Raw genomic sequence first — 24,601 nt, 5'->3', positions numbered from 1 at the left:
CGCATCCTTGCGCAGAGGGTTCGCGTGAGCCGGTCGGGGTTTTCGGACAGGCCCTCCCTGGCCTGTCGAAAACCTTGGCCGCATCCCTGCGGCCAACCCTGCGGGCGGATCGACCGCCTCCCGCCGCTCCCCAGGGGCCCCAATGATGAGCGCGGGCTCCTGCCCGCAAGAGCAATGGCAAGAGCGCCGAAGCCGAAGCCGAAGCAAACCCGACGCAACCGATGGCCGATGCGCCCGGGACGAGCGGTGCTCTTGCGATGCCGCTCAGGTCCTCAGTTCTCTGCCCCCAGACACCGCGCAAAGAACGCTTCAGTCACCCGGAACCGGTGCAGGGCATCCTTCTTCTGCAGACCATGGCGGGCGCCCGGATAAGTCATCAGCTCGAAGGCTTGGCCGCGCGCCTGCAGTTCCGACATCAGCCGCGTGCTGTTCACGAACAGGACGTTGTCGTCGGCCATGCCGTGCAGAAGCAGCAGCGGTTTGGTGAGCCCATCCAGATGGGTGAACACCGAGGCCTGCCTGTAACCCTCCGGATTGCGCTGCGGCAGGTCCATGTAGCGTTCGGTGTAGTGGGTGTCATACAGGGCCCAGTCGGTGACCGGCGCGCCGGCCGCGCCGCAGGCGTAGTCCTCGCCGGCGCGGGCCAGCAGCATGAGCGTCATGTAGCCGCCGTTGGACCAGCCGTAGACGCCGATGCGTTCGCCGTCGACATAGGGCAGCCCGCGCAGGAAGGCAACGCCACGGCGCTGGTCATCCACTTCCACCGTGCCTTGCTTGCCGTACAGCGCGCCGCCGAAAGCCGCACCGCGCCGGGGCGTGCCGCGGTTGTCCAGCGAGAACACCACATAGCCCTGCTGGGCCAGGTACTGGTTGTAGTCGACCTGCCAGGTGCGCTTGACCGTCTGTGCCGCCGGGCCGCCGTAGACCAGCACCACCGCCGGGTAGCGCTTGCCGGGATCGAATCCGGCCGGCTTGATCACGCTGTAGTGCAGCGCGGTTTCGCCGTCGGCGGCGATCAGCTTGCCGAACTCCATCGGCAGGTGCGCGGCCAGATACGGCGCATAGGGATGGTCGGCGTCGAGCGCGTTGTCGATCAGCGCGGCGATGCGCTCGCCCGAGGCGCGGTAGAGCTCCATCTGCGGCGGCGTGCTCGGGCTGTTCCAGCTGTCGACGTAGACGCTGGCGTTGTCGGCGAACTTCACCTCGTGCCAGGCGCCAGCGGCGGTCAGGCGCTTCGGCTCGCCGCCGCCGAGCGGCAGCGCGTAGGCATGCTTCTCCAGCGCGGAGTCGAGCGTGCCGCTGAAGTAGACGAGGCCGGCGTCTTCATCCAGGGCCAGCACGTCCTCGACGGTCCACTCGCCGCGGGTCAGCGGCGTCAGCGCGCCGCTCGCCAGGTCGCCCAGATACAGGTGCTCGAAGCCCGAGCGCTCGCTGCTCCACAGAAAGCGCTGGCCGTCTTTGAGGAAGCGCAGGTTGTGATGCAGCGGCACCCAGGTGTCGGCGGTCTCGGTCAGCAGCACGCGCTGGCGGCCGCTGTCGAGGTCGTGCAGCACGAGGTCGAGCCGGCGCTGGTCACGCGACTGTCGCTGGAAGCTGAGCAGGCGCGGCGTCGCCCAGTTGACGCGGGTGAGGTAGATGTCGCGTTCGGGGCCGAGGTCGATGGCCGCGTGCGCGGGTGCCTGCATGCGGTCCTGCAGCATGACCGTGCGCGGCCCCTCGGTGGTCTCGATGCGGCCGGGCACGGCCTTGGGTGCGCTGAGCGCAGACGTCAGATCGACCACGTGCAGGCTGATGGCGACATTGGCTTCGCCAGCGGCCGGATAGCGCTGCTGGACGATGGTGCTGGTGTCGGCGTGGATCTCGAAGCGTTCGCGGATCGGCACCGGGGTTTCGTCGATGCGCGCATACGCAATGGCGGAGTCGTCCGGTGCCCACCAGTAGCCGGTGTGGCGGTCCATTTCCTCGTCGGCGACGAACTCGGCGACGCCGTTGCCGATCACCTCGCTGCCGTCCGAGGTCAGGCGATGGCTGCGGCCGTCGGCGAGGTCGATCACCCACAGGTCGCGGCCGCGGATGAAGCTGACGTAGCCGCCCTTCGGCGACACCTTGGGATCGGTGGCGAAGCCTTCCCCGTTCGTCAGCTTGCGCACCTGCTGGCCGGGCTCGGCGGCGAGGTCGTAGAGGTAGAGCTCGCCGCCGAGCGGGAACAGCAGGCGGCGGCCGTCCGGTGCCCAGTGGTAGTCGACGATGCCGGTCAGGCCGACGATGCGCTGGCGCTCGCGGCGGGCCTTCTCCTCGTCCGACAGCACTTCATTGGGTACCAACGCCTGCGAATCGACCAGGCGGCGGGTCTCGCCGGATTCGATGTGGTACTCCCACAGATCGAGACGGAAGCGGTCCTCGTCGCGACTCTTCAGAAAGGTCACGCGGGCGCCGTCGGGCGCGATCTTGGGCTGCATCAGTGAGGGCCCGGACAGCGGCTGCTCGCCGGTCAGGGCTTCGAGGCTCAGGGGCTGTGCGGCGAAGCTGGCGATGGGGGCGAGGCTCATGGTCAATACGATCAGGGCGAAGAAGCTCAGCAATCCGCCCAGCGGCCCGCGGGCCCCGGGCAGGCGGGGCAGCGCTTGGTCATCGTGGAGGGTCGCCTGCGAGCGCGGGCGGGGCAACGGAGCAGTTGGCGTTGGCGACATGCGGGACACCCGGAGCTGAGACGCGGGATCAGGATGGGACCCGAGCGCGGCGCGAACCGCAAGGGTCGGGCGTCCTGCGCAGGTCCGGTCGCGCCGGCGCGGGTGGCGCGAAGCCTTGGGCAACGCCGAAGCCCCAGAGTTGCCGCGCGCCAGCGACGGCGCGCTCGCGGATCGAGCACGTCGTGCTGGATCGGTGTTGCCTCCGGCATGGGGGGTGACCGCCCGGCGTGGCGATTGCACCCTTGCGCAACATCGCGTTCGGTCACAATCTGCCGCACTCGTGCCAAGCCTGACACCGATGGCATGCTCACAGGCCGCCTCCGCTCCCGCTGGAACAGTGTGTGAGCCAAGGCACATTTCTTGCCTGCGTATCGGCAGTTTTCAGGCACTCGAACCCTGCCGCCGGCCTTGCGTCCACCCGCAAGCCTGCGGCTCAGGCCAAGGATCCCACCCGCGCATGTACCGATCGATCGGCTGTCCCGGCCCAGGCCGCACCTGGCAACCGCCCCGCCCGTCCGTGAGCGACACCGGATCCGGTGCCCTGCGCGGAGGCTGGCCATGCTGAGTTCCGGCTTCTCGGGCGTCGACGCCAGCCACAGCGTCCGTCTTTCCCAGCGGGCCTTGTCGCGGCGCGTGCGCCAGCTGCTGGAGGGCGTGCTGAAGTTCGGCTCCGATGAGCTCGAGCGCGGGCTCAAGGCCACGCTCGACGAGACCGAGCAGCAGCTGTTCAAGCTCGCCGACCAGGCCCGCAGCGGCGATATCCAGGCCTCCTGCTTCGAGGCCCTGCGCGAGATCAAGCGCGGTCGCGCCGATGTGGTGCCGCGATTTCTGATTGCGCTCGAAGGCGCGCTGGCGACGCTCAAGGACCCGCCCGAGAACAGCCCGCTTGCGGGCAACGACGCCCGCCTGGCTTTCGGCGAACTGAGCCTGGTGGCCGATATCGAGCTTGAGCAGAACATGCTGCTGGGCGAGATCGCGAGCCGCGCCGAAGTGCGCCACAGTCTGCCTCTGTTTCTGCTGGGCCAGCGCTTCGGTGTCGTCGCCGGCCGCCCCGCTTTCGAAGCCGAGCGCCTGCCCGTCGGCCCGCGTGCGCTCTGCGCCTTTCTGCGCACCGCGGTTGCGACGCTCGATCTGAACAACGAGTACCGGCTGCTGATCTATCGCCAGTTCGAGCGCCAGGTGATGGGCCTGATCGGCTCCCTGTACGAGGCGCTGAACAGCTACCTCGCGCGCGAGCGCGTGTTGCCCAACTTGAGCTTTGCGCCAAACCGCAAGCCTGTCGCGCGCGCCTCGGCAGAGCCAGCGGCCAAGTCCAGCGAGCCCAAAGCTTCGCCCGAGGCAAAGCCTGCCGAAGCGCGCGCCGCAGCGGTTGCCCGGCCGGTCGCGCCCGTGGGATCGCCACCGGCACCGCAGGGCGTAGCGGGGCGGGAGGCTTCTTCCGCGCCGCCGTCGGCGCGCGCCTCGGTGCCGAGCGAGGGTTTCCATCCGGAAACCGTGCCCTTTCGCGATCCCGACGAGCCCGGCCTGGGGGCGGGCTTCTCACCCGCGCCCAGCGGCCCGCGTCCGTACACCGCGTGGCCGGGCACAGCCAGCCCCGAGCCCATGGACGCTGGCGCGGCCGGCGCCGAGGCCGGTGCGGCGGACGGCCGCATGTTCGACATGCTGCGCGAGCTGCTGGCGGGTCGTCGCGCCCTGCTCGGCAAGCTCGGCGGTGCCCAGGCCAAACCCCCGCCGAACGCCCATGTCGCGACCCGCGACGACGTCCAGGCGGTGCTGGCTCTTCTGCAGACCCGCGAACCCGCACCGGTGCTGGTGGACGGCAAGCCGGCGGCGCGCTCGCTGACCCACCTGAAGCAGGATCTGCTGGCGCAGCTGCGCCAGGTCACGCCCCCCGGCATGAGCCCCAGCCTGGGCCCCGAGGAGTCGGACACCATCGAGCTGATGAGCCTGCTCTACGAGCACATCCTGCGCGACATCAAGCAGACCAGCCCAGCGGCGAGCCTCTTGACCAAGCTGCAGGTGCCGATGCTGCGGGTGGCGCTGGCCGACAAGGGCTTCTTCACCCGTCGTCAGCACCCCGCGCGGCAGATGCTGAACGTGGTCGCCGAGACCGGCACCAGCTGGCTGCTCGATGAAGACGAAGCCGATCGCGCCCTGCTCGACAAAATCAACGTGGTGGTTGAGCGCGCCACACACGACTACATGGGCGACTCGGCGGTGTTCGACAGCCTGGTCGGTGATCTGCAGCAGCAGATGCAGACGCTGGCCCGCAAGGCCGAGGTCGCCGAGCGCCGTCACGTCGAAGCCGCGCGCGGCAAGGAGAAGCTCGAGCTGGCGCGGATCCGCGCCGAGCAGGCGATTGGCGATCGACTCGCCGGCAAGCGCGTGCCGCGCTTTCTCGCCACCCTGCTGCAGCAGGCCTGGACTGACGTGCTGGCGCTGTCGCTGCTGCGCGGTGGCGAGGAGTCCCCGCTCTACCGCGATCAGCTCGACATCGCCGAACAGCTCATCCAGATCGGCGGCGGCCAGGCGGTGCCGCCGGCCGTGCTGGGGCAGCTGCGCGAGGACATCGAGCGCGCCTTGATCAAGGTCGGCTATCACGACGGTGACGCCGCGGCGATCACGGCGCGTCTCTTGGCCAGCGATGACGAGCCCGAACCGCAGGGTGAAGGCAACACCCGCACCGAACTGGCGATGAAGCTGAAGTCGCGGGTGCGGCTCGGCCAGAGCGCCGACAGCAGCGAGTCTGCGACCCCCAGCGCGCCCGCCCAGGCGCCGCTGTCGGAAGGCGAGCGCGCGCAGTTCGACCGCATCCGTCACCTGCCCTTCGGCACCTGGTTCGAGTTCCCCAATCCCGAGGGTGGCACCCTGCGGCGACGCATGTCGTGGTTCAGCACGGTCACCGGCAATGCGCTGTTCGTGAATCATCGCGGCCAGCGCGCCGCTGAACACAGCCTGGAATGGCTCGCCCGCGAGATGGACGCCGGGCGGGTCAAGGTGGTGATGGCTGAAGAAGGCACGGTCATTGATCGCGCCTGGCAGTCGATCATGGGGGCCCTGCGCAACTTCGCCCAGCGTGCCCCGGCAGGAGCCGCGTCATGAACGAGTCCCGTCGCGCCAAGCGCAAGCAGGCCCACGAGGCCATCGAAGTGTTCGACACCATGACCGAACTCAGCGTCGGCCGGATCGGCAACCTCTCGGAGACCGGGATGATGCTGATGGCCTCCGCGCCGCTGGTGGAGGACGCGCTGTACCAGCTGCGCTTCACCTTGGGCGGAACCTCGCTGAAGTCGCGCACGCTGGAGATCGGCGTGCACCAGCTGTGGTCCGAGCCCAGCCACGTGCCGGGCCAGTACTGGTCGGGCTTCCGCTTCATCGATATCGGACCCGAGGACGCCAGCCACCTGCACGCCTGGGTGGAAGCGCCGGGCTCGCAGTACGACTGATCCGAACCCCGTTGCCGCGCGTGCCGGCGGCGCGGCTGCGCGCGGAGCCCGGGCTCAGGCGGCTTGCCGGGCCGCGTTGCGTGACGCGGTGGGGTTCAGCCCGCCGGCGTCTCGCGGCGCCCCGCCTCTTCCAGCGGCTGCGGTCGATGCAGGGCATAGCCCTGGGCGTAGTCGACCCCGAGCCCGCGGAGGATCTCGGCGATGCGCATGTTCTCGACGAACTCGGCCACCACATTGACCTGGGCCTGATGGCAGATGCCGGTCAGCGCCTGCACGATCGACAGGCTCATCGGGTCGCTCTCGATATCGCGGATGAAACTGCCGTCGATCTTCACCAGATCCACCGGCAGCTGCTTGAGATACCCGAACGAAGACATGCCTGAGCCGAAATCGTCGAGCGCAAAGCGGCAGCCCAGCGTGCGCATGCGCTGGATGAAGGCCATCGCCCGCTCCATATGGGTCAGCGCTGCGGTCTCGGTGACTTCGAAGCACAGCCGCGCCGCCGGGACGCCGCTCTTGCCGAGTTCGCTGCAGACGAAGTCAGCGAAGCTGTCGTCCTCCAGGGTGTGCGCAGACAGGTTGATGGCCCACAGAGAGGCCTCTGGCGCGCGCCCGCGGCGCATCGCCGCCAGCGCGTTCTGCAGCACCCAGCGGTCGATGGAGGGCATCAGCGCGTAGCGTTCGGCGGCGGGAATGAACTCGGCCGGCGGCACCAGACGACCCTGCTCGTCGCGCAGGCGCAGCAGCAATTCCAGATGGCCCTGACCGCCTTCGCCCAGCGGCTCGATGCGCTGGTAGTGCAGCTCGAAGCGGTTTTCGGCAAGCGCCTGCTTGAGACGGTTGATCCAGGCCATCTCGTCGCGGCGCCGACGCGCCACGATGTCGTCCGAGGCGGTCAGGTGGACGCGATTGCGACCCTGCTCCTTGGCCATGTAGCAGGCGGTGTCCGCGAGCGCCAGCAGCTCCCGGGTATCGCGCGAACTGGCCTGGTCGAGCAGGACCACGCCGATGCTGACGGTGAGCGAATGCTGCTTGCCCTCGAACACGAAGCGGTGGCCGCGCACGGTCTGACGGATGCTCTCGGCCACCGCCAGCGCATGGTGCCGGTTGGCGCCACGCAGCAGCAGGCCGAACTCGTCGCCGCCGAGTCGCGCCAGTACGTCGGTCGACTCGACGCAGGCCAGCAGCAGGCTGGCCAGCTCGCTGACCATGCGGTCGCCGGCATCGTGGCCAGCGGTGTCGTTGATCAGCTTGAACTGGTCCAGGTCGAGATACAGCAGAGCGGCCTGCCGCGTGCGCACGGTGCCGGCCTGGGCGGTTTCGCGCAGCGCCTGCTCGAAGCTGGCCCGGTTGAGCAGGCCGGTCAAGGCATCGTGCGCCGCCTGATGGCGCAGGCGCTCGGTCAGCGCATGCGACTCGGTGCTGTCCTGGATCACCACCAGATGGTGTGGCTCCGCCTCCAGCACGATGTCGGTCATCGACACCGATGCCCAGAATCCGCCGAGGTCCGGCCGCAGGACGCGCGCGCTCAGGCCCTCGACGCTGGCGCTCTGTCCCGTGCGCAAACGTTCGGCCAGCGCGCGATCCTCGAACAGCTTCGACAGCGCCAATTCGGCAGTGCCGCCGTCCACCCCCAGCAGCTGGCGTCCGGCGAAGTTGAGGTAGACCACGCGGTCATCGGAGCGCGCCAGCAGCACGGCGGCGGGCAGCAGTTCGGTCAGCGCGCGGAAGCGCTCCTCGCTTTCGCGGAAGCGCTGGCTCATCTGCTCGGCCAGGCCGAGCGCTGTTTCGCGGGTGCGGGCGACGTTGAAGAACAGCGCCCCGAGCAGCAGGCTGGCGATCAGGCCGAAGCCGGCGCTGACCAGCGGGATCACCTTCAGCGACTGCGAAAACGCCGGCAAGGGCGCGATCTCCAAACGCCAGCGGCGGCCGGCGAACTCGATGATCCGCGCTTCGATGCGCGCCCCCGGCTCCGCCTCACCGCTGCGGTAGAGCAGCACGCCGGGTTCGAGACTGATGTCGCGCACGCTGAGCGCGATCGCTTCATCGGCGTCCGGCAGCACCTGCTCCAGCAGCTCGTTGATCGAGAACGAGGCCGCCGGCGAGCCGATGAATCGCGCGCGGCGTTCGGCCACATCCAGCGGACGCGGGCCCGGCGAGTAGATCGGCAGACGCAGGATGAAGCCCTTCAGCGGCTTGCCGTCGGTGCCCAGCTGAACGAGATCGAACACCTCGGACATCGCGGCATCGTCGGTGTCGCGCGCGATCTCCAGCGCGCGCAGGTTGGCGGGCTGGGTCGCGATGTCCAGGCCGGCGATGCGCTCATTGCCCAGCAGCGGCGCGTAGAACACGGTGGGATAGCTCGCGGGCGGGCCCGGCTCATAGCCGGCATAGGCGAGGGAACGCAGCGCGGGAAACAGCCGACGCGGCTGCAGGTCCTCGTACATCTGCTGGAACTCGTGGGCCTCGACCTTGCCGCTGGAGTTGAACAGGGCCTGCAGCGAACGCACCAGCAGCGCGCAGTTTTCCAGCTGCGCGCGGAGACCGATCGCGCTGCGCTCGGCCAGCCAGCCGAGACTGGCCTCCTGCTGGGCGCTGAGCAGTCGCGCATGCTCGCGCGTCAGCAGGGCGGTGAGCGCGAGTCCGACCAGCAGGGCGATCAAGCCTGCAATCAGCGGCCGCCGCACGCTCGCGTGGCTCAGGGCTGACTTCACTCCGTGCCCCCCAAGCTGCGCCGCGCCTGCCGGTATGCTTGAGCACCCCGCCCTTGACGGTCTTCGCCACCATGAGCGCTGAGCTCGCATCCCTTCATCGTGCCCATGTCGACACCCTGATGCAGCGCACCGCCGCAGCCCTGGCGCGCGTCGGTCGTGAGCATCTGCTGATCGCTGCCGGCAGCACCCGCTACGAGTTCCTCGATGATCGCCCTTACCCGTTCCGGGTGAACCCGCACTTCAAGGCCTGGCTGCCTCTCGACGAGCACCCGGACTGCTGGCTGTTGATCACTCCCGGGCGCAAGCCGCATCTGTTCTATTTCCAACCGGACGATTTCTGGCACAAGCCGCCGGCGGACCCGGCAGGTTATTGGACTGAGCAGTGCACTATATCGATCCTGCGTGACACCGGCGAACTTCCGGCGCTGCTGCCGCCGCCAGCGCGCTGCGCCATCGTCGGTGAGCCCGAGGCCGCGGTGGGTGACTACCTGCCCGACAACCCGCCGGCCCTGATCGACTACCTGCATTTCCATCGCGCCTACAAGACTCCCTACGAACTTGAACTGATGCGCATCGCCAGCCGGCGCGCGGTGCGCGGCCACCGCGCGGCCGAGGCGGCGTTCCGCGCCGGCGCCTCCGAGCACGGCGTGCACCAGGCCTACTTGGCGGCCACGGCGCACAGCGACCTCGACCTGCCCTACGGCAACATCGTCTGCCTCAACGAGAACGCCGCGATCCTGCACTACCAGCACCGCGAGACCGCCGCGCCGGCCGAGCACCGCTCCCTGCTGATCGACGCCGGCGCCAGCTGCAGCGGCTACGCCGCCGACATCACCCGCACCTATAGCGCAAAAGAGGGCGACTTCGCGGCACTGCTGGCGGGCGTGGATCGCGTCCAACGCGTGCTGGTGGACGGTGTGCGTCCGGGCCGCGACTACCGCGACCTGCATCGGGACTGCCATCGTCAGCTCGGCGCCCTGCTGATCGAGGCCGGCGTGATCCGCTGCAGCCTCGACGAGGCGCTGGCGCTGGGGCTGACCTCGACCTTTTTCCCGCACGGCCTGGGCCATCTGATCGGACTGCAGGTGCACGACGTCGCCGGCTTCGCCGCCAGCGAAGACGGCGGTCGCATCGAGCGCCCCGAAGGCCACCCCTTCCTGCGCCTGACCCGCGTGCTGGGCCCGGGCATGGCGGTCACCATCGAGCCTGGCCTGTACTTCATCGAGAGCCTGCTGGCCAGGCTGCGCGCGGCTGACACAGCGCGTCACATTGATTGGACGCGGGTGGACGCGCTGGCGCCCTACGGCGGCATCCGCATCGAAGACGATGTGGTCTGCACGGCCGCCGCGCCCGAGAACCTGAGCCGCGACGCGTTCGCCGCCTGAGCCGCAGAGCGGCCGGCTCGGCGGCTTCGATAGCGCGCGATCTGGGCTGGAGCGTCGGGCCTTGGGCATGCGCCTGTGCAAGCAAGTCACAGGCCAGCCACAAGTGTGATGAGATCGCCACGGTATGGAGCCCGCCCCAGACCGTGTTGCGGCGCCGCGCCGGCAGTCTTCCCACGGCCCAGGTTTTGCACCACGATGGAGCAAACCGCGCTTCGGACCGCCTATGCCCGCTCGCTTCGCCCCCTTCCAGCGGTTGGCTACCCCTCTGCTGCTGATCGATGCAGCGCAGCAGATTCGCGAACTCAACCCCGCCTGCTCGGCCTGGCTGGGTCTCTCGCGCCGGCGCCTGCTCGACCAGCCCCTGGCCCTCATCGACGGCGGCGAAGGCGAACTGGTGGCCGCAGCCGCCGAGGTGCTGCACCAGCAGACCTCGCTGCGCGGTCGTCACCTGCGTCTGAAGCGTGAAGGCGATGAGCGCTTCGCCGAGGTCTACCTGACCCCCTTCGAGCCCTCGCCCGAGCTGTCTGCGGGCGGCCTGCTGATCGAGTTCCACCCGGCCGACGCCTTCCCGGGTGCCGACCCCAGCGTGCTGCCGGCCGCCCTGCACGCGGCCCTGAAGGGCCTGGCGCACGAGGTGCGCAATCCGCTGGCGGGCTTGAAGGGCGCAGCCCAGCTGCTGGGGCGGCGAATCGAGGACGCCGACAGCCGCCGCTACGTGGAGGTCATCCTGACCGAGACGGCACGTCTCACCGACCTGGTCGAACGCCTGCTGACGCCGACCGCGCCGCGTGAGCTGGTCGCCACCAACGTCCACTCGGTGTTGGAGCGCGTGCGCCTGCTCGCCGAGGCCGAGGCGGGCTGGTCGGTGCAGCTGCTGCGCGATTACGACCCCAGCCTGCCCGAGCTGCCGGCCGACGCCGACCGGCTGGCGCAGGCGCTGTGGAACCTCGTCCGCAACGCCCTGCAGAGCGGCGCCTCGATCGTGCGCCTGCGCTCGCGCGCCGAGCACGGCGTGCTGATCGGCGAGTCGCGCTACCGGCTCGCGCTGAAGCTCGAAGTCGAGGACAACGGTCGCGGTGTGCCGGAGTCTTTGGCCGAACGCATCTTCCTGCCCCTGGTGTCGGGCCGGCCGGAAGGCTCGGGGCTCGGCCTCGCGCTGGCCCAGCAGGTCGCGCGCGAGCACGGCGGCGCGCTCAGCTTCCGCTCGCGTCCGGGGCACACGGTCTTCTCCCTGCTGCTGCCGGTGCGCGATGAGCACCGCGAGGATCTGCACCATGGCAACTAGGCCTTCGACTCTCTGGGTCATCGACGATGACCGCTCGGTGCGCTTCGTGCTCGCCGAAGGCCTGCGCGACGCCGGCTTCGAGGTGCGCGAATTCGACGGCCCGGGCCCCGCCCTGGCTGCGCTCTCGAAGTCGACGCCGGCGGCCGTGTTCACCGACGTGCGCATGCCCGAGATGGACGGGCTCAAGCTGCTCAACGTGCTGAAAGCCGACCACCCGGACCTGCCGATCGTGGTGATGAGCGCCTACACCGATGTGGCGTCGACGGCCGGCGCCTTCCGCGGCGGCGCCCACGATTTTCTGTCCAAGCCCTTCGATCTCGATACCGCCGTGGCCATGGCCCGACGCGCCCTGCAGCAGGACGAGGCCGAACCCGCGCCGCCGCCGCCCGCGGCGCGCGACACGCCCGATCTGGTCGGCGAGGCGCCGGCCATGCGCGAGCTGTTCCGCGCGATCGGCAAGCTGGCGCAGGCGCCGCTGTCGGTGCTGATCATCGGCGAGACCGGCACCGGCAAGGAGCTGGTCGCGCGTGCCTTGCATCGGCACTCGCCGCGCGCGCAGGCGCCCTTCGTTGCCCTGAACACCGCGGCAATTCCGTCCGAGCTGCTGGAAAGCGAGCTGTTCGGCCACGAGCCCGGCGCATTCACGGGTGCTGCGCGTCGCCACCACGGGCGCTTTGAGCAGGCCGACGGTGGCACCCTGTTTCTCGATGAAATCGGCGACATGCCGGCGGCGCTGCAGACCCGGCTTCTGCGCGTGCTGGCAGAAGGCGAGTTCTTCCGCATCGGCGGCCGCGAATTGATCCGCGTCGACGTGCGGGTGATCGCGGCCACCCATCAACCGCTGGATGCGCTGGTCGAGCAAGGGCGCTTCCGCGCCGATCTGCTGCACCGGCTGGATGTGGTGCGGCTGAACATTCCGGCCCTGCGCCAGCGCCGCGAGGATGTGCCCGCGCTGGCCCAGCGCTTTCTGGCCGATGCCGTCGCCAAGCTCGGCACCGGCAGCAAGCGCTTCGACCGCGCCACGCTCGATGCCCTGATCGCCCACGACTGGCCAGGCAATGTGCGCGAGCTGGAGAACCTGTGCTGGCGGTTGGCCGCACTCGCCCCCGGCGACGTGGTGCGGGTCGCTGATCTGCCCGACGGCCTGCGCGGACGCAGCAAGGCGCCGGCCAGCGGCAGTTGGGAGGAAGGCCTGCGGCAATGGGCCGAAGGCGCACTGCGCTCGGGCCAGGCCGAGCTCTACCCGCAGGCGCTGGAGCGCTTCGAGCAGGTCATGTTGAATGCCGCGTTGGCGGTGACCGGCGGCCACCGCCAGCAGGCGGCCGAACGTCTGGGCCTGGGTCGCAATACGCTGACCCGCAAGCTGGGTTCGAGTCGGCGGCGCGGGGCCTGAGCGCGCCGACTGCAGCGGCCGTACGTCTTCAGCGCGCGGGCTTCGCCACCGACGCCTTGAGCGCAGCGGCCAGCGAAAACACCCACGGTCGCATGGCCACGGCCACGCCCATGCTGCGCTTGCGCGACTCCGGCAGCCCGGCATCCAGCTCGGCGAGTTCGGCGACCTCCAGCGCGAGGCGCTCCAGCTTGCGGCGGAGGACCTGGATCGAGGCCTCGCTGAGTTCGCGTGCCTCGAAGCGCAGCAGCGAACGTTCGCCGCCGAAGCGGTCGAGCATGAACTCCTGCAGCACCTGGGCGCCGTAGCGGCGGCGCACGGGGCCGTGGCTGCGCCAGCGGAAGTCGCGCGGCACGCGCAGGCGCACGCGGTCGCGCGGCTGCAGCTCGATCAGGCCGAGGCGGTCGAGCCGCGCCAGCAGCAGGGTCCGTTCACTGCCGTCGATGCCGAACTCGCGTCCCAGGGCCGTCGCCGTCCAGCCTGCGCACAGCAGATGGAACAGCAGCAGCAGGCGCGGCTCTTCGGCCAGCGCGCGCTCCTGCGCCAGGCTCAGCTCACGCGCCTCTTCGGCGCGCATCTGGCTGCCGCGCGCCAACTCGGACAGCTCGACGCCGAGCACGTCGCAGATCTGCAGCACCTGCTGCAGTGAGAAGCGTCCCTGCGAGAACAGTCGCTTGATGCTGGCCTCGGTCAGACCGAGCCGCGGGGCGAGCCGGGCGTAGGTGATGCCCTCACGGCGCAGGGCGCGCTTGAGCGCGTCGATCAGCGGGCGCGGATTGCAGGGCGCAGTTTCGGCACGCGTGGAAGTCATGTCAGCAAACACCTTGGGTCGCGTCAGACGCTACTTTGCCAACAGGACTTGCCTGGAGCTACCGCTGCGCAGGAGCGTCGCCAACGGACCCTTCGCCGAGCCGATCCCATGCAACCCGCCCTGCACGCCGCCGCCCGCCTGCAACGCAACGACGTCCACAGTCGGCTGAACCCCACGCGCCACCGCTTCCTGATCGAACCGCGCACGGCCGACGAGGTGGCCGAAGCCGTGCAGCGCGCCGTGCGTCGCGGCCAGACGCTGGCGGTCTGCGGCGCCCAGCACGCCATGGGCGGCCAGCAGTTCGCCGAAAACAGCGGACTGCTGGATACGCGCGCCCTGCAGGGCGTGCTCGACTTCGATGGGGCCGGCGGTCGCGTGCGAGTCGCCGCCGGCACCCGCTGGCCCGCGCTGCAGCGCTTTCTGGCCGCGCAGCGCGATCGCAACGGATGCGGCTGGGCGATCCGCCAGAAGCAGACCGGCGCCGATGACTTCAGCCTCGGCGGTTCGCTGGCCGCCAACATCCACGGGCGTGGCCTGCGGATGGCGCCGCTGATCGCTGACATCGAGGCCGTGCAGCTGGTCTTGCCCACGGGCGAGCTCGTGCAGGTGGATCGACAGCGTCGACCCGAGCTGTTCGCGCATGCGGTGGGCGGCTATGGCCTGTTCGGGGTGGCGACCGAGATCGAGCTGCGGCTGTCGCCGCGGCAGCGTCTGCAGCGCCGCGTGTGCCTGCGGCGGCGCGAAGCCCTGCCGAGCGCCTTCCTCGATGCCATTGCAGCGGGCGCAGAGTACGGCGACTTCCAGTTCGCCATTGATCCGCACAGCCCCGATTTTCTCGATCTCGGCGTGTTCGCCTGCTACTACCCAAGCGCGCAGCCGCTGGATGCGCCGATGGCGCAGCGCAGCCTGTCGCCTGAGCACTGGCGCGAGCTGCTGTGGCTTGCGCACGTCGACAAGAGCGAGGCCTTCCGCCGCTACAGCGCCTTCTATCTGGCGACCGATGGACAGCACTACGCCAGCGACGACCACCAGTTCGGTGTCTATGTCGACGGCTATCACGAGGCCATCGACGCGCGCCTTGGCCACGTCGGCAGCGAGGTCATCACCGAGCTGTATGTGCCCCTGTCGCGACTGCCGGCGTTCCTCGCGAGCGCAGCCGAAGCAGCGCGCAGCGCGGCGATGGACCTGATCTACGGCACGGTGCGGTTGATCCGGCGTGACGCCGAAACCGCGCTGGCCTGGGCGCGCGAGGACTTCGCCTGCGTCGTCTTCAACCTGCATGTCCGCCACAGCGCGGAGGCGCGACTGCGTCTGCAGCAGCATCTGCGCACCCTGATCGATCTGGCGCTGGCAGAGCAGGGCAGCTTCTACCTCACCTACGCGCTGGCGGCGCGCGCGGACCAGCTGCGCGCGGCCTATCCGCAGATCGATCGCTGGCGCGAGGCCAAACGTGCGCTCGATCCGGCGGGCGTGCTGCAGAGCGACTTCTATCGGCGGCTGTCGGCGCGGCTGGACCCCACATGATTGCCGGACGAGCCAGCGCGACCGCGCTGCTGGTGGCGCTCTCGGTGTGGCGGATGGGCGCCGAGCACGGGCTGCCGGAGACATCGATCCGACTCGCTGGCGAAGCCCTGCACGCGGCCGGTGGCGGCTGGCGCGCGCTGCGTTGGCTGGCGCGGTTCGCCGCCGGACGCTGGCTGCTGGATCGCGTTGAGGCCCTGCTGCTGCCGGGGCTGGCCCGGCACCACGTGCGCCGCAAGCGCTGGCTGTGGCGCCGGCTCAGGTGCGCACCGCCGGCTGCGCGCCTGCTCTGGCTCGGCGTGGGATTCGATGGTCTGGCGCGCGCGCATCGCGCCCGTTCGCCGGGCACGCCGGTCATCGAGTTCGATCATCCGGACAGCCTGGCCTTGCGCCAGCGACTGCCCTTGATCGCGGGTGCGACAGCGAACACGCCCCCGGCGCTGCCGCTGGCCCTGCCCGAGGACTCGGCGACGCTGATTGAACTGTGCCAGCAGGCGCCTTCGACCCTGATCGCCGAAGGCCTGCTCATGTACCTGTCGCCGCGCAGCCTGCTGCGACTGCTGCGCGCGCTGTCGCGGCTGCCGCTGCCGCCGGCGCTGTGGTTCAGCGCGCTGGAGCCGACCGTCGGCGGCGGCCATGGCTTCGCGCGCGTGCATGCGCCCACGCGACGCTGGCTGCGCAGGCAGGGCGAACCCTTCCGCTGGCGGCTCGGCCGCGAGCGCCTGCAGGCCCTGCTTCGAAGGCATGGGTACCGGGTCGAGGCGGTCTGGGACGGCGCAGGCTTCGGCGAATACGTGCTGTGCGCGGGGGCCGGCGCTGCGGCGAACGCTACAGCAGCGGCGACAGCAGCCGCGCGCCGGCTTCCGCGAGCTTCTGCAGACGGGTGATCCGGCGCGGTCGGCGCACTTCGACGGCCTGCGCGAAGTCCTCCTGCAGCACCGATTCGAGCGCGCGCCCCGGGGCGGCGCCGTACAGGTTCAGGCACAGCTCGAAATTGAGGCGGAAGCTGCGCGCGTCGAAGTTGGCGCTGCCCAGCGTGCTCAGGGCCTCGTCGACCAGCAGGGCCTTGGTGTGCAGCATGCGCGGGGGGTACTCGAACACGCGCACGCCGGCGCGCAGCAGTTCGTCGAAATAGCTGCGGCTGGCGTAGGTGACGGTGCGGGTGTCGGCCCGCTTGGGTACCAGCACGCGGACGTCGACGCCGCGCTGGGCGGCGCGGGTCAGCGCGTACAGGGCGGGCTCGGGCGGCACGAAGTAGGGCGTTACCAGCCAGATCCGCCGCTCGGCGTCGCCCATGGCCTGCAGCATCGCGCGATGGATCGGCTCCTGCGGGGTGTCGGGTCCCGAGGGCAGCCACTGCAGAGGAATCTCGCCGGGCGGCAGCAGCGGGAACAGGCCGTGCTGCTGCAGCGGGCGCCGGCTGGCGTACAGCCAGTCTTCGACGAACACCTGCTGCAGGCCGTTGACCGCGGCGCCCTCGATGCGCAGGTGCAGGTCGCGGTAGGCGTCGGCGCGCACGCGCTCGTCCTGGGTGTCGCTCAGATTGATGCCGCCGGTGAAGCCGATGCGGCCGTCGATGATCGCGATCTTGCGATGGGTGCGCAGGTTGAGCAGCGGCTTCAGCGTGGCCAGCCGGAACGGATGGAAGAACACCACCTCGGCGCCGGCCTCGCGCAGCGGGCGCAGAAAGCCGCGCGACAGGTTCGCGCTGCCGACCGCATCGACCAGGAAGCGCACCGCCACGCCGCGCCCACGCGCCGCGACCAGCGCATCGCGGATGGCCTGCCCGGTGCGGTCGGGCTCGACGATGTAGTACTCGAGGTGGATGTGCTCGCGCGCCGCCTGCAGCGCAGCGAGCAGGGCCTCGAAGGTGGCGGCGCCATCGCTCAGCAGCTCGATCCGCTGCGCGGTGGTCGGTGCCAGCCGGGTCAGGCGCTCGACGAGCCGTGCCTGGCGCTGCTCCAGCGGGCTGGCCAGTGCGGCCAGCACATCGCATTCGGACAGCGGCTCGCGCTCCAGCCGGCGGCGACTGCGGCGGCGCTTGAGCTGCTGGCGGCGGATCCGCACCGGCCCCAGCCAGTGGTAGATGACGAAGCCCAGCACCGGCAGCGCGGCGAGGGTCAGGATCCAGGCGAGCGTACTGACCGGCGGCCGCTTCTGCAGCACGATCCACACGGACAGCGCGCTGAGGTACAGCGCCCAGCCGATGCCCAGCCAATAGCTCGCCTGCAGGTCCATGCGGGGCCTGCGCGCGAGCGCTCAGCGCAGCCGGGGGTTCAGGGTGTAGCTGCCGTAGTGCACGGCCTCGGCCAGCACATGGCCCTGCATGGCGCGATGCAGGTCGGCCATCGTGAATTTCGCCGGCAGCGGGAGGTGTTCGACGTCCAGCGCGAACAGCCGGAAGAAATAGCGGTGCAGCAGGGCGTCGTTGAAGGGCGGGCAGGGGCCGTCGTAGCCGAGGTAGTCACCGCCCATGTCGGCATCACCGGCGAACCAGCCGGTGTAGTCGTTCTTGCCCTGCACGCTGCCGCTGGGGCCGGACGGAGTCTGCTTGCCGCGCGCGCTGACGCCCTCGCTGCAGCTGCCGGCGGCGATCTCGCGCGCCTCGGCCGGGATGTTCGCCAGCAGCCAGTGAACGAAGTCGACGCGCGGCAGGTCGGCCGGCACCTCGCGCCCGGCCTGGTTGACGTCGTCGGGCCTGGACGGCACGTCGGGGTCGACGCAGATCAGGGCGAAGCTGCGCGTGCCTTGGGGCACCTCGCTCCAGGCGAGGTGCGGGTTGCGGTTCGACGAGAGGATGCAGGGGCTGTCCGGGCCGGGCTGGCCGAAAGCGAATTCGGCGGGAATCGGCTGGCCCGGTTCGAAGCTGTCGCTGCGCAGTTTCATGCGGGGTCGTCCTCTCGTGATGGGGCGTTGGCATCAAGCCGGTGGATTGAGGTACTTGTCCTTCAGCCGCACGTAGTGGCCGGCGGAATACATCAGGTTCTCGATTTCGCGGTCGGACAGCCGGCGCACCAGGCGGCCGGGGTTGCCCAGCCACAGCTCACCCTCGCCGACCACCTTGCCCGGCGCGATCAGCGCACCGGCGCCGACGAAGCCGTGGGTTTTCACCACCGCGCCGTCCATCACGCTGGCGTGCATGCCGATCAGGCTGCGATCCTCGATGGTGCAGCCGTGCAGCACCACCGCATGGCCGACGGTGACGTCGCTGCCGATCAGCGTCGGCCAGCCGTTCTCGCGGGTGTAGGGGCCATCGTGGGTGACGTGCACCACGGTGCCGTCCTGGATCGAGGTGCGCGCGCCGATACGGATGTAGTTGACGTCGGCGCGGATCACCACGCCCGGCCAGATCGAGCTGTCATCGCCGATTTCGACGTCGCCGATCACCGCCGACATCGGGTCGACCCAGACGCGCTGGCCGAGCTTGGGGCTGCGGCCCTGGAAGGCGCGCAAGGGGGAGTAGGGGGCTGTGCTCATGGGCGCGGAGTGTAGCAAGCGCCTTGCCGGCGCCCCGCGCTGCTCTACACTCGGCCGTATGGACCTGCCCAGCACCCCGCTCGAAGAACTGCCGAAGCGCCTCGCCGTGCTGCGCGCCCAGGCCGAACGCGCGCCGCGCACCTACGCCGAACGCCGCGAGGATCTCTACGACCTGCGCGCCGCGGTAAAGCTCAACCTGCCGGAACTCGTGCGCGCCATGGACGCCGATTTCGGCTGCCGCAGCCGGCACGAGAGCCTGGTCTCCGACGGCATGACGGTGCTGTCCGAGATCGACCATCTCATCGCGCATCTGAAGAAATGGATGCGGCCGCGGCGGCGCTGGATCAGCCCGCTGTTCTGGCCGGCTACGGCCGAGGTGCGCTACCAGGCCCTGGGCGTGGTGGGCGTGATTTCGCCCTGGAACTATCCGGTCAACCTGGCCCTGGTGCCGCTGGCGACCGCGCTCGCTGCCGGCAATGCGGTGTATTTGAAGCCCAGCGAGCACACCCCGCGCACCAGCCAGGCCCTGTTCGACCTGCTGCGCTCGATCTATCCGCGCAATCGCGTGGAGGTGGCGCTGGGCGGCGCCGAGGTGGCTGCGGCGTTTGCCGGCCTGCCCTTCGACCATCTGTTCTTCACCGGCTCGACCGCGGTCGGCCGCAAGGTGATGGCCGCCGCCGCGCCGAACCTCACCCCGGTGACGCTGGAGCTCGGCGGCAAGTCGCCGGTGATCCTGGCGCCGGGCTACCCGATCGAACGTGCCGCCGCGCGCATCGCCTCGGGCAAGTTCATCAATGCCGGCCAGACCTGCATCGCCCCCGACTACCTGCTGGTGCCGCAGGACCAGGTCGAGCCGCTGGTGGCGGCGCTGAAGGCCGAGGCGCGCGCGCGCTATCCGGACATCAGCATGGGCCCGGACTACACCCGCATCATCAACCGCGCGCAGTACCAGCGCCTGGTCGACTGGCGCGAAGAGGCCCGCGCCCGCGGCGCTCGCGTCGAGCCCTTGATCGAGGTCGAGCCGGAGCTGGCCGACAGCCAGCGCCTGATCGCGCCCACTCTGGTGCTGGACGCGCCCGAGGACTGCCGGCTGATGCAGGAGGAGATTTTCGGCCCGCTGCTGCCGATCGTGCCCTACCGCGAGTTCAGCGAAGCCATCGACTACGTCAAGCGCCGCGACCGCCCGCTGGCCCTGTATTTGTTCGACCACGAATCGCGGCGCATCGAGCACCTGCTGGAGCACACCATCGCCGGCTCGGTGGCGATCAACGACACCGTGCTGCAGTTCGCCCAGAACAACCTGCCCTTTGGCGGCATCGGCCCCAGTGGCATGGGCAGCTATCACGGTGAGGCCGGCTTCCGCACCTTCAGCAAGGAGAAGCCGGTGTTCCGGCAGGCGCGCTGGTCGGGCATGGCCCTGTTCAAGCCGCCCTATCGCGGTCTGGCCAACCGGCTGGTGCGGTTCCTCACGCGTTAGGAGAGCCCTGATGTGTCGGAGCTTCCGCCGCGCCCGTGGCGTCCGCTGGCGCTAAGGCAACGCTGAAGAATTCAGCGTTGCCTTAGCGCCATGGAGGGCGCGACCACGGATCAAGGCCAGGAGGGACTTGATCTGTGTTGCCCTAGGTTCTTCGCCGTTGCCTTCGGCCGCAGGACGTCGGTCGGTGGGTTGGCTGGGCGCTGGGAGCGGCGCTGTCACCTTGCGGATTCTTCGCCTCCGGTTCGCCCGCTGAACGAAGGCGGGCCCACCCCGGGCTGGGTTGAATTGGGAATATTCCCGCTGCGCCTGCTCTGATTCAGAGCTTTTCAGGCCTAGGCTGCTTGTCCGTGGCCGCGGGGCCATGCATGTTCAGCCGCTCAGTGATCTCCGGGGGCCTGCTTGGACGACTGCAGCCATACGTTTGCCAGCGCGCCCAGCCTTGGTGACTCGCTGGTGCAGGCCATTGCGGCCGGCAGCAGCGCGGCCGAGCGCAGCTTCATCGAGCGCTACGGTCGCGGCGTGCGGGCACTGGTCGTGCGAGCCTGCCGTCCGGGTGACCCGGTGGTCGACGACATCGTTCAGGACGTCCTTCTCACCGTGCTGGGACGCCTGCGCCAGGGCGCCCTGAAGGATCCGAACGCCTTGCCCGCCTACCTCCAGGCCACCATCGCCCATGCCACCCGCGGCGAGTACCGGCGTCGCCACCTGCGCGGCGAGCCGGTCGACAGCGAGTGGCTGGAAGCCCTGCCGGCCCCGGGCCCGGGGCCGGCCGAGTGCCTGCATCAGCAGCATCTGCAGCGCGCCCTGTCGGCGCTCATGGAAACCCTTCCGGTCGCGCGCGATCGTGCGGTCCTGCGCGGCTTCTACATCGAAGAGCGCGATCGCGACGAGCTGTGCGCCGAGCTTGGCATTGACGAGCCGCACTTCCGCCGCGTGTTGCATCGCGCCCGCGAGCGGCTGCGTGCTCTGATCGAATCCTCCGGCCTGGCGCCGGACGATTGAGAGCGGTTGAGAACCCTCCGTCGACTTCCACCCTCGGCGGCGGATCGGAATGCGTTTCGTCCGCCGACCCGGCGACGGTGCCTCTGAGGCCTTCGCTTCGTGCGCGCCAACCGCGTCACAAATCCGCCATCCCGCGTGCGCCGGGCTGGGACAGCCGGGTGAGCATGGGCTCTTGCGAGCAGCAGCCCGATCTCTTCCCGCGTGCCTCTCCATGAGCCTCCCCGACCCTTCGACGCCGCTGCGCCCCTGGCTGGAACAGGCCTGGCTGCAGCGCTATCTCGACCGCGAACTCTCTGCTGACGAGCAGGCCTGGTTCGAAACCTACCTGCTGTCGCGTCCGCAGCTGCTGGAAGCGCTGGAGGTGGACAACGCCCTGCGCGCAGTCCTGGTCGCGCAGACGTCCGGCCCGATCCGAGCCGAGCCATCGCCGCCGCCGCCCGCCGCGGCTGCAGCGCCCGAAGCCAGAACCGAGCGGCCCTCGCCGCCGTCCGGGCAGCGCTTCGGAGGGCTGCTGGCGCTGGCCGCCAGCTTCGTCGGCGGACTGGGACTCGCCTGGCTGCTGCTGCAGGCGCCGCAGCCACACAGTGACCCGCAAGCGGCGATCGAGGCGCCCTCGCGGGTGGTGTTCGATCTGATGCGCGGGGGGCCGGTGGAGCTGCGCGAGGATGTCGGCGACCCCCTCGCGCGGCTGATGGTGGTGGACATCGCGCTGCCGCTCGGCAGCCGCATCGCTTCGGCTCGCGCCGAGCTCGGCCCGCGCCGGGTCGAGCTGCCGGCCGCGCCCATCTCGGGCGAGGGCTTCGCCACCTACACCCTGCCGCGCAGCTGGCGGGGTCGTGCGCAGCTGCACTTCCGGCTGCAGACCGAGAGCGGCGCGGCGCTGCCCGCCGTGGACATCGCCCTGTGAGTCCAGCCGTCAGTGCGGGCCGCGGCTTCGACCTGCTGGCGGCGCGACGCTCGCTGGCGCGGCGCGATGCGCGACTGGCTGCGGCGATGCGTCGGATCGGTCCGATCGACGTCGGCGCGCGCTGGGACGAGCCCTTCGACACGGTGGACGTACTGGCCCGCTCGATCCTGCACCAGCAGCTGTCCGGGAAGGCGGCCGCGACCATCATCGCTCGCGTCGAGGCCGCGGTGGCGGCGGATCACCTGAGCGCGGAGGGGCTGCGACGCGTGGACGACCATGCGCTGCGCGCCTGCGGCGTCTCGGCGGCCAAGGCGCGCGCCCTGCGCGACCTGTGCGCGCGTCGAGAGGCCGGCCACGTGCCCGATGCGGATCGGCTGGCGCACATGGACAGCGACTCCATCGTCGAGCAGCTCAGCGCCGTGCGTGGCATCGGCCGCTGGACGGTTGAGATGCTGCTGATTTTCCGGCTCGGCCGGCCCGACGTGCTGCCGCTGGACGATCTCGGCATCCGTCGCGGCGCGCAGTGGCTGGACGGCCTGGACGCGGCGCCCAGCCGCCGCGCACTGGCCGAACGCGGCAGCGCCTGGGCGCCCTGGCGGAGCCTGGCGGCGCTCTACCTGTGGCGGATCGCTGACGGCGGCTGAGTGACGCCGAGAGCCCTCGGGCCTGCGGCGAACTGGGCGCGACGAAGGGGTAGGCCCGTGCCCACGGGTCGCGCCGACTTCGCGACGGCCTGGGCGGCTGCCGGACCAGACCGCGCTCGCTGGCGGCTCGGTAAGATGCGCGCTCTTTCTTTCGCGCCTGAACTGACCATGCAGCTTGGCATCGATCTCGGCACCACCCACAGCCTCGCTGCGCTCTATCGGGATGGCGGCGTTGAACTGGTTCGCAACAGCCTTGGCCATGTCCTCACCCCCTCGGCGGTGAGCGTGGACGAAGCCGGTCACACCCTCGTCGGTCTGGCCGCGCGCGAGCGCCTGGCGACGGCGCCGCAGGACACCGCGGTCGCGTTCAAACGCTGGATGGGCACCGAGCAGCGTCTGCGTCTGCGCGGTCGCGAGTTCCGCCCGGAAGAACTGTCCGCGCTGGTGCTGCGCGCGCTCAAGCAGGATGCCGAAGCGCACGCCGGCCGGAGCTTCGAGAGCGCGGTGATCACCGTGCCGGCCTACTTCAACCAGGCCCAGCGACGCGCGACCCAGACCGCCGCCGAGCTGGCGGGCCTCAAGGCCACGCGCCTGCTCAACGAACCCACCGCCGCCGGTCTCGCCTATGGTCTGCAGGAGCGACCCGAGCACAGCACCTTCCTGGTGTTCGATCTCGGCGGCGGCACCTTTGATGTCTCGGTGCTCGAATACTTCGAGGGCGTGGTGCAGGTGCGCGCCAGCGCCGGCGATACCCGGCTCGGCGGTGAGGACTTCGGCCGCGCCCTGCAGCAGCTGCTGCTGTCGAAAGCACCGCCGCCGCAGCGCGCCGCCGTCGAGGCGATGCTGCGCTCGGGTGCGCTATGGCAGGCGGCCGAGCAGGCCAAGCGCGAGCTCACCGACCAGCCGCGCTGCGAGGTGCGTCTGGTCTGCGCCGGTGCCGCGATCTGCATCGAAGTGAGCCGCGACGAGTTCGAGCAGGCCAGCGCCGAGCTGCTGGCGCGCCTGCGCAGGCCGATCGAGCGTGCGCTCGGCGACGCGCGCCTGCGCCCGGACCAGCTCGACGAAGTGGTGCTGGTGGGCGGCGCCAGCCGCATGCCCCTGGTTCGCCAGGCGGTGGCGCGATTGTTCCAGCGCCTGCCTTTGCGCAGCATCAATCCCGACGAGATCATCGCCCGCGGCGCCGCCGTGCAGGCGGGCCTCTTGGCGCGCGATGCGGCGCTGGAAGAGATCGTGCTGACCGATGTCATGCCGTTCTCGCTGGGCGTGATCATCGACGGCGACCGCTTCTCACCGATCATCGAGCGCAACACGCCGGTGCCGGTCTCGCGGGTCGGCCGCTACGCCACGGTGCAGAACCGGCAGGCGGTAGTGAACTTCGACATCTGCCAGGGCGAATCGCCGATCGGCAGCGAGAACCTGAAGCTCGGCCACGTGAGTCTGGACGTGCCGCCGCTGCCGGCCGGGCAGGCGCAGATCGACGTGCGCTTCTCCTACGACGCCAGTGGCCTGCTGGTGGTCGATGCCCACGAGCTAGAGGGCGGCCGCCAACGCCAGGTGGTGCTGCAGCAGCAGGCCGGTGCCATCGATCCCCCCGAGCAGGCGCGCATCCTGAAGGCCTTGGACGCACTCAAGGTGCACCCGCGCGAGCAGCAGGAGAATCGCTACCTGATCGAGCGCGCCAAGCGTCTGTACGAAGACCACCTCGGCGCCGAGCGCGCCCAGCTGCAGGAATGGCTGTACCAATTCCAGCACATCCTCGACCGCCAGGACCCTGAGGAAATCGCTGCCGCACGGCTGCGCTTTGCCGAGCTGCTGGACGGCGTCGACCGCGGCTTCCGCCTGTGAGCCTGCG

General features: G+C 70.2%; 18 protein-coding genes. 12 read left to right on the top strand and 6 right to left on the bottom strand.

The features are described 5' to 3' along the window. Positions 1–272: 272 nt before the first annotated feature. Entirely contained in the window at positions 273–2,549 is a 2,277-nt protein-coding gene (locus tag H4O13_15380; GenBank protein MBE5316772.1) for a S9 family peptidase, read from the bottom strand. A gap of 699 nt (positions 2,550–3,248) precedes the next feature. On the opposite strand from H4O13_15380, the gene H4O13_15375 reads away from it, so the two are divergent. Next, the gene (locus H4O13_15375; GenBank protein MBE5316771.1) at positions 3,249–5,792 is read left to right on the top strand and encodes a DUF1631 domain-containing protein; all 2,544 of its coding nucleotides are present in this window, start codon (positions 3,249–3,251) and stop codon (positions 5,790–5,792) included. Continuing rightward, entirely contained in the window at positions 5,789–6,136 is a 348-nt protein-coding gene (locus H4O13_15370) for a PilZ domain-containing protein (GenBank protein ID MBE5316770.1), read from the top strand. Before H4O13_15375 ends, H4O13_15370 begins: the two co-directional genes overlap by 4 nt. Before the next feature lie 95 nt (positions 6,137–6,231). Here H4O13_15370 and H4O13_15365 read toward each other — a convergent pair whose 3' ends face one another. After that, positions 6,232–8,850, bottom strand: a complete 2,619-nt coding sequence (locus tag H4O13_15365) for an EAL domain-containing protein (GenBank protein ID MBE5316769.1) — start codon at positions 8,848–8,850, stop codon at positions 6,232–6,234. A 71-nt stretch (positions 8,851–8,921) separates the two neighbouring features. Between H4O13_15365 and pepQ the strand changes: the two genes are divergently transcribed. The 3 genes from pepQ to ntrC all read left to right on the top strand — a co-directional run bounded on the left by pepQ (position 8,922) and on the right by ntrC (position 12,913). Further along, entirely contained in the window at positions 8,922–10,235 is a 1,314-nt protein-coding gene (gene pepQ / locus H4O13_15360; GenBank protein ID MBE5316768.1) for a Xaa-Pro dipeptidase, read from the top strand. Between the two features lie 223 nt (positions 10,236–10,458). Continuing rightward, on the top strand, positions 10,459–11,520 hold the full coding sequence (locus H4O13_15355) for a PAS domain-containing sensor histidine kinase (GenBank protein MBE5316767.1): 1,062 nt from the start codon (positions 10,459–10,461) through the stop codon (positions 11,518–11,520). After that, positions 11,510–12,913 carry a nitrogen regulation protein NR(I) gene (gene ntrC, locus H4O13_15350; GenBank protein ID MBE5316766.1) on the top strand — a complete coding sequence of 468 codons (1,404 nt, stop codon included), beginning with the start codon at positions 11,510–11,512 and terminating at the stop codon, positions 12,911–12,913. Before H4O13_15355 ends, ntrC begins: the two co-directional genes overlap by 11 nt. 28 nt (positions 12,914–12,941) lie before the next feature. Here ntrC and H4O13_15345 read toward each other — a convergent pair whose 3' ends face one another. Next, on the bottom strand, positions 12,942–13,721 hold the full coding sequence (locus H4O13_15345; GenBank protein ID MBE5316765.1) for a helix-turn-helix transcriptional regulator: 780 nt from the start codon (positions 13,719–13,721) through the stop codon (positions 12,942–12,944). Positions 13,722–13,829: 108 nt separating this feature from the next. On the opposite strand from H4O13_15345, the gene H4O13_15340 reads away from it, so the two are divergent. Together H4O13_15340 and H4O13_15335 are read left to right on the top strand one after the other, a co-directional pair. Then, positions 13,830–15,245, top strand: a complete 1,416-nt coding sequence (locus H4O13_15340) for an FAD-binding oxidoreductase (GenBank protein ID MBE5316764.1) — start codon at positions 13,830–13,832, stop codon at positions 15,243–15,245. Next, positions 15,242–16,129 carry a class I SAM-dependent methyltransferase gene (locus H4O13_15335; protein MBE5316763.1) on the top strand — a complete coding sequence of 296 codons (888 nt, stop codon included), beginning with the start codon at positions 15,242–15,244 and terminating at the stop codon, positions 16,127–16,129. The genes H4O13_15340 and H4O13_15335 overlap by 4 nt, the downstream gene beginning before the upstream one ends. Here the strand turns inward: H4O13_15335 and cls are convergent. Genes cls through H4O13_15320 form a run of 3 tightly spaced genes read right to left on the bottom strand, consistent with a single transcriptional unit; the run spans position 16,071 to position 18,719 of the window. Beyond that, on the bottom strand, positions 16,071–17,480 hold the full coding sequence (gene cls / locus H4O13_15330; GenBank protein ID MBE5316762.1) for a cardiolipin synthase: 1,410 nt from the start codon (positions 17,478–17,480) through the stop codon (positions 16,071–16,073). The two genes, H4O13_15335 and cls, sit on opposite strands and share 59 nt — an antisense overlap. A gap of 21 nt (positions 17,481–17,501) precedes the next feature. Continuing rightward, on the bottom strand, positions 17,502–18,128 hold the full coding sequence (locus H4O13_15325) for a YbhB/YbcL family Raf kinase inhibitor-like protein (protein MBE5316761.1): 627 nt from the start codon (positions 18,126–18,128) through the stop codon (positions 17,502–17,504). 33 nt (positions 18,129–18,161) lie between these two features. Beyond that, positions 18,162–18,719, bottom strand: a complete 558-nt coding sequence (locus H4O13_15320; GenBank protein ID MBE5316760.1) for a gamma carbonic anhydrase family protein — start codon at positions 18,717–18,719, stop codon at positions 18,162–18,164. A gap of 58 nt (positions 18,720–18,777) precedes the next feature. Between H4O13_15320 and H4O13_15315 the strand changes: the two genes are divergently transcribed. The 5 genes from H4O13_15315 (at position 18,778) to H4O13_15295 (ending at position 24,594) form a co-directional block, all read left to right on the top strand. After that, positions 18,778–20,196 (top strand): coniferyl aldehyde dehydrogenase, encoded by a 1,419-nt coding sequence (locus H4O13_15315; protein ID MBE5316759.1) that lies wholly within the window; start codon positions 18,778–18,780, stop codon positions 20,194–20,196. 399 nt (positions 20,197–20,595) lie between these two features. Continuing rightward, positions 20,596–21,198, top strand: coding sequence for a sigma-70 family RNA polymerase sigma factor (locus tag H4O13_15310; GenBank protein ID MBE5316758.1), 603 nt, complete (start codon positions 20,596–20,598; stop codon positions 21,196–21,198). 211 nt (positions 21,199–21,409) lie between these two features. Then, positions 21,410–22,105 (top strand): hypothetical protein, encoded by a 696-nt coding sequence (locus tag H4O13_15305; GenBank protein MBE5316757.1) that lies wholly within the window; start codon positions 21,410–21,412, stop codon positions 22,103–22,105. Between the two features lie 86 nt (positions 22,106–22,191). Continuing rightward, positions 22,192–22,749 carry a DNA-3-methyladenine glycosylase 2 family protein gene (locus H4O13_15300; GenBank protein ID MBE5316756.1) on the top strand — a complete coding sequence of 186 codons (558 nt, stop codon included), beginning with the start codon at positions 22,192–22,194 and terminating at the stop codon, positions 22,747–22,749. 168 nt (positions 22,750–22,917) lie between these two features. Continuing rightward, on the top strand, positions 22,918–24,594 hold the full coding sequence (locus H4O13_15295; GenBank protein MBE5316755.1) for a molecular chaperone HscC: 1,677 nt from the start codon (positions 22,918–22,920) through the stop codon (positions 24,592–24,594). Positions 24,595–24,601 lie beyond the last annotated feature (7 nt).

This window comes from Lysobacterales bacterium (assembly GCA_014946745.1).
In the GTDB taxonomy this organism is placed as follows: domain Bacteria; phylum Pseudomonadota; class Gammaproteobacteria; order Xanthomonadales; family Xanthomonadaceae; genus Aquimonas.
The sequence above is the reverse complement of the archived record's forward strand: the minus strand, read 5'-3'. Positions and strand labels throughout refer to the sequence as shown.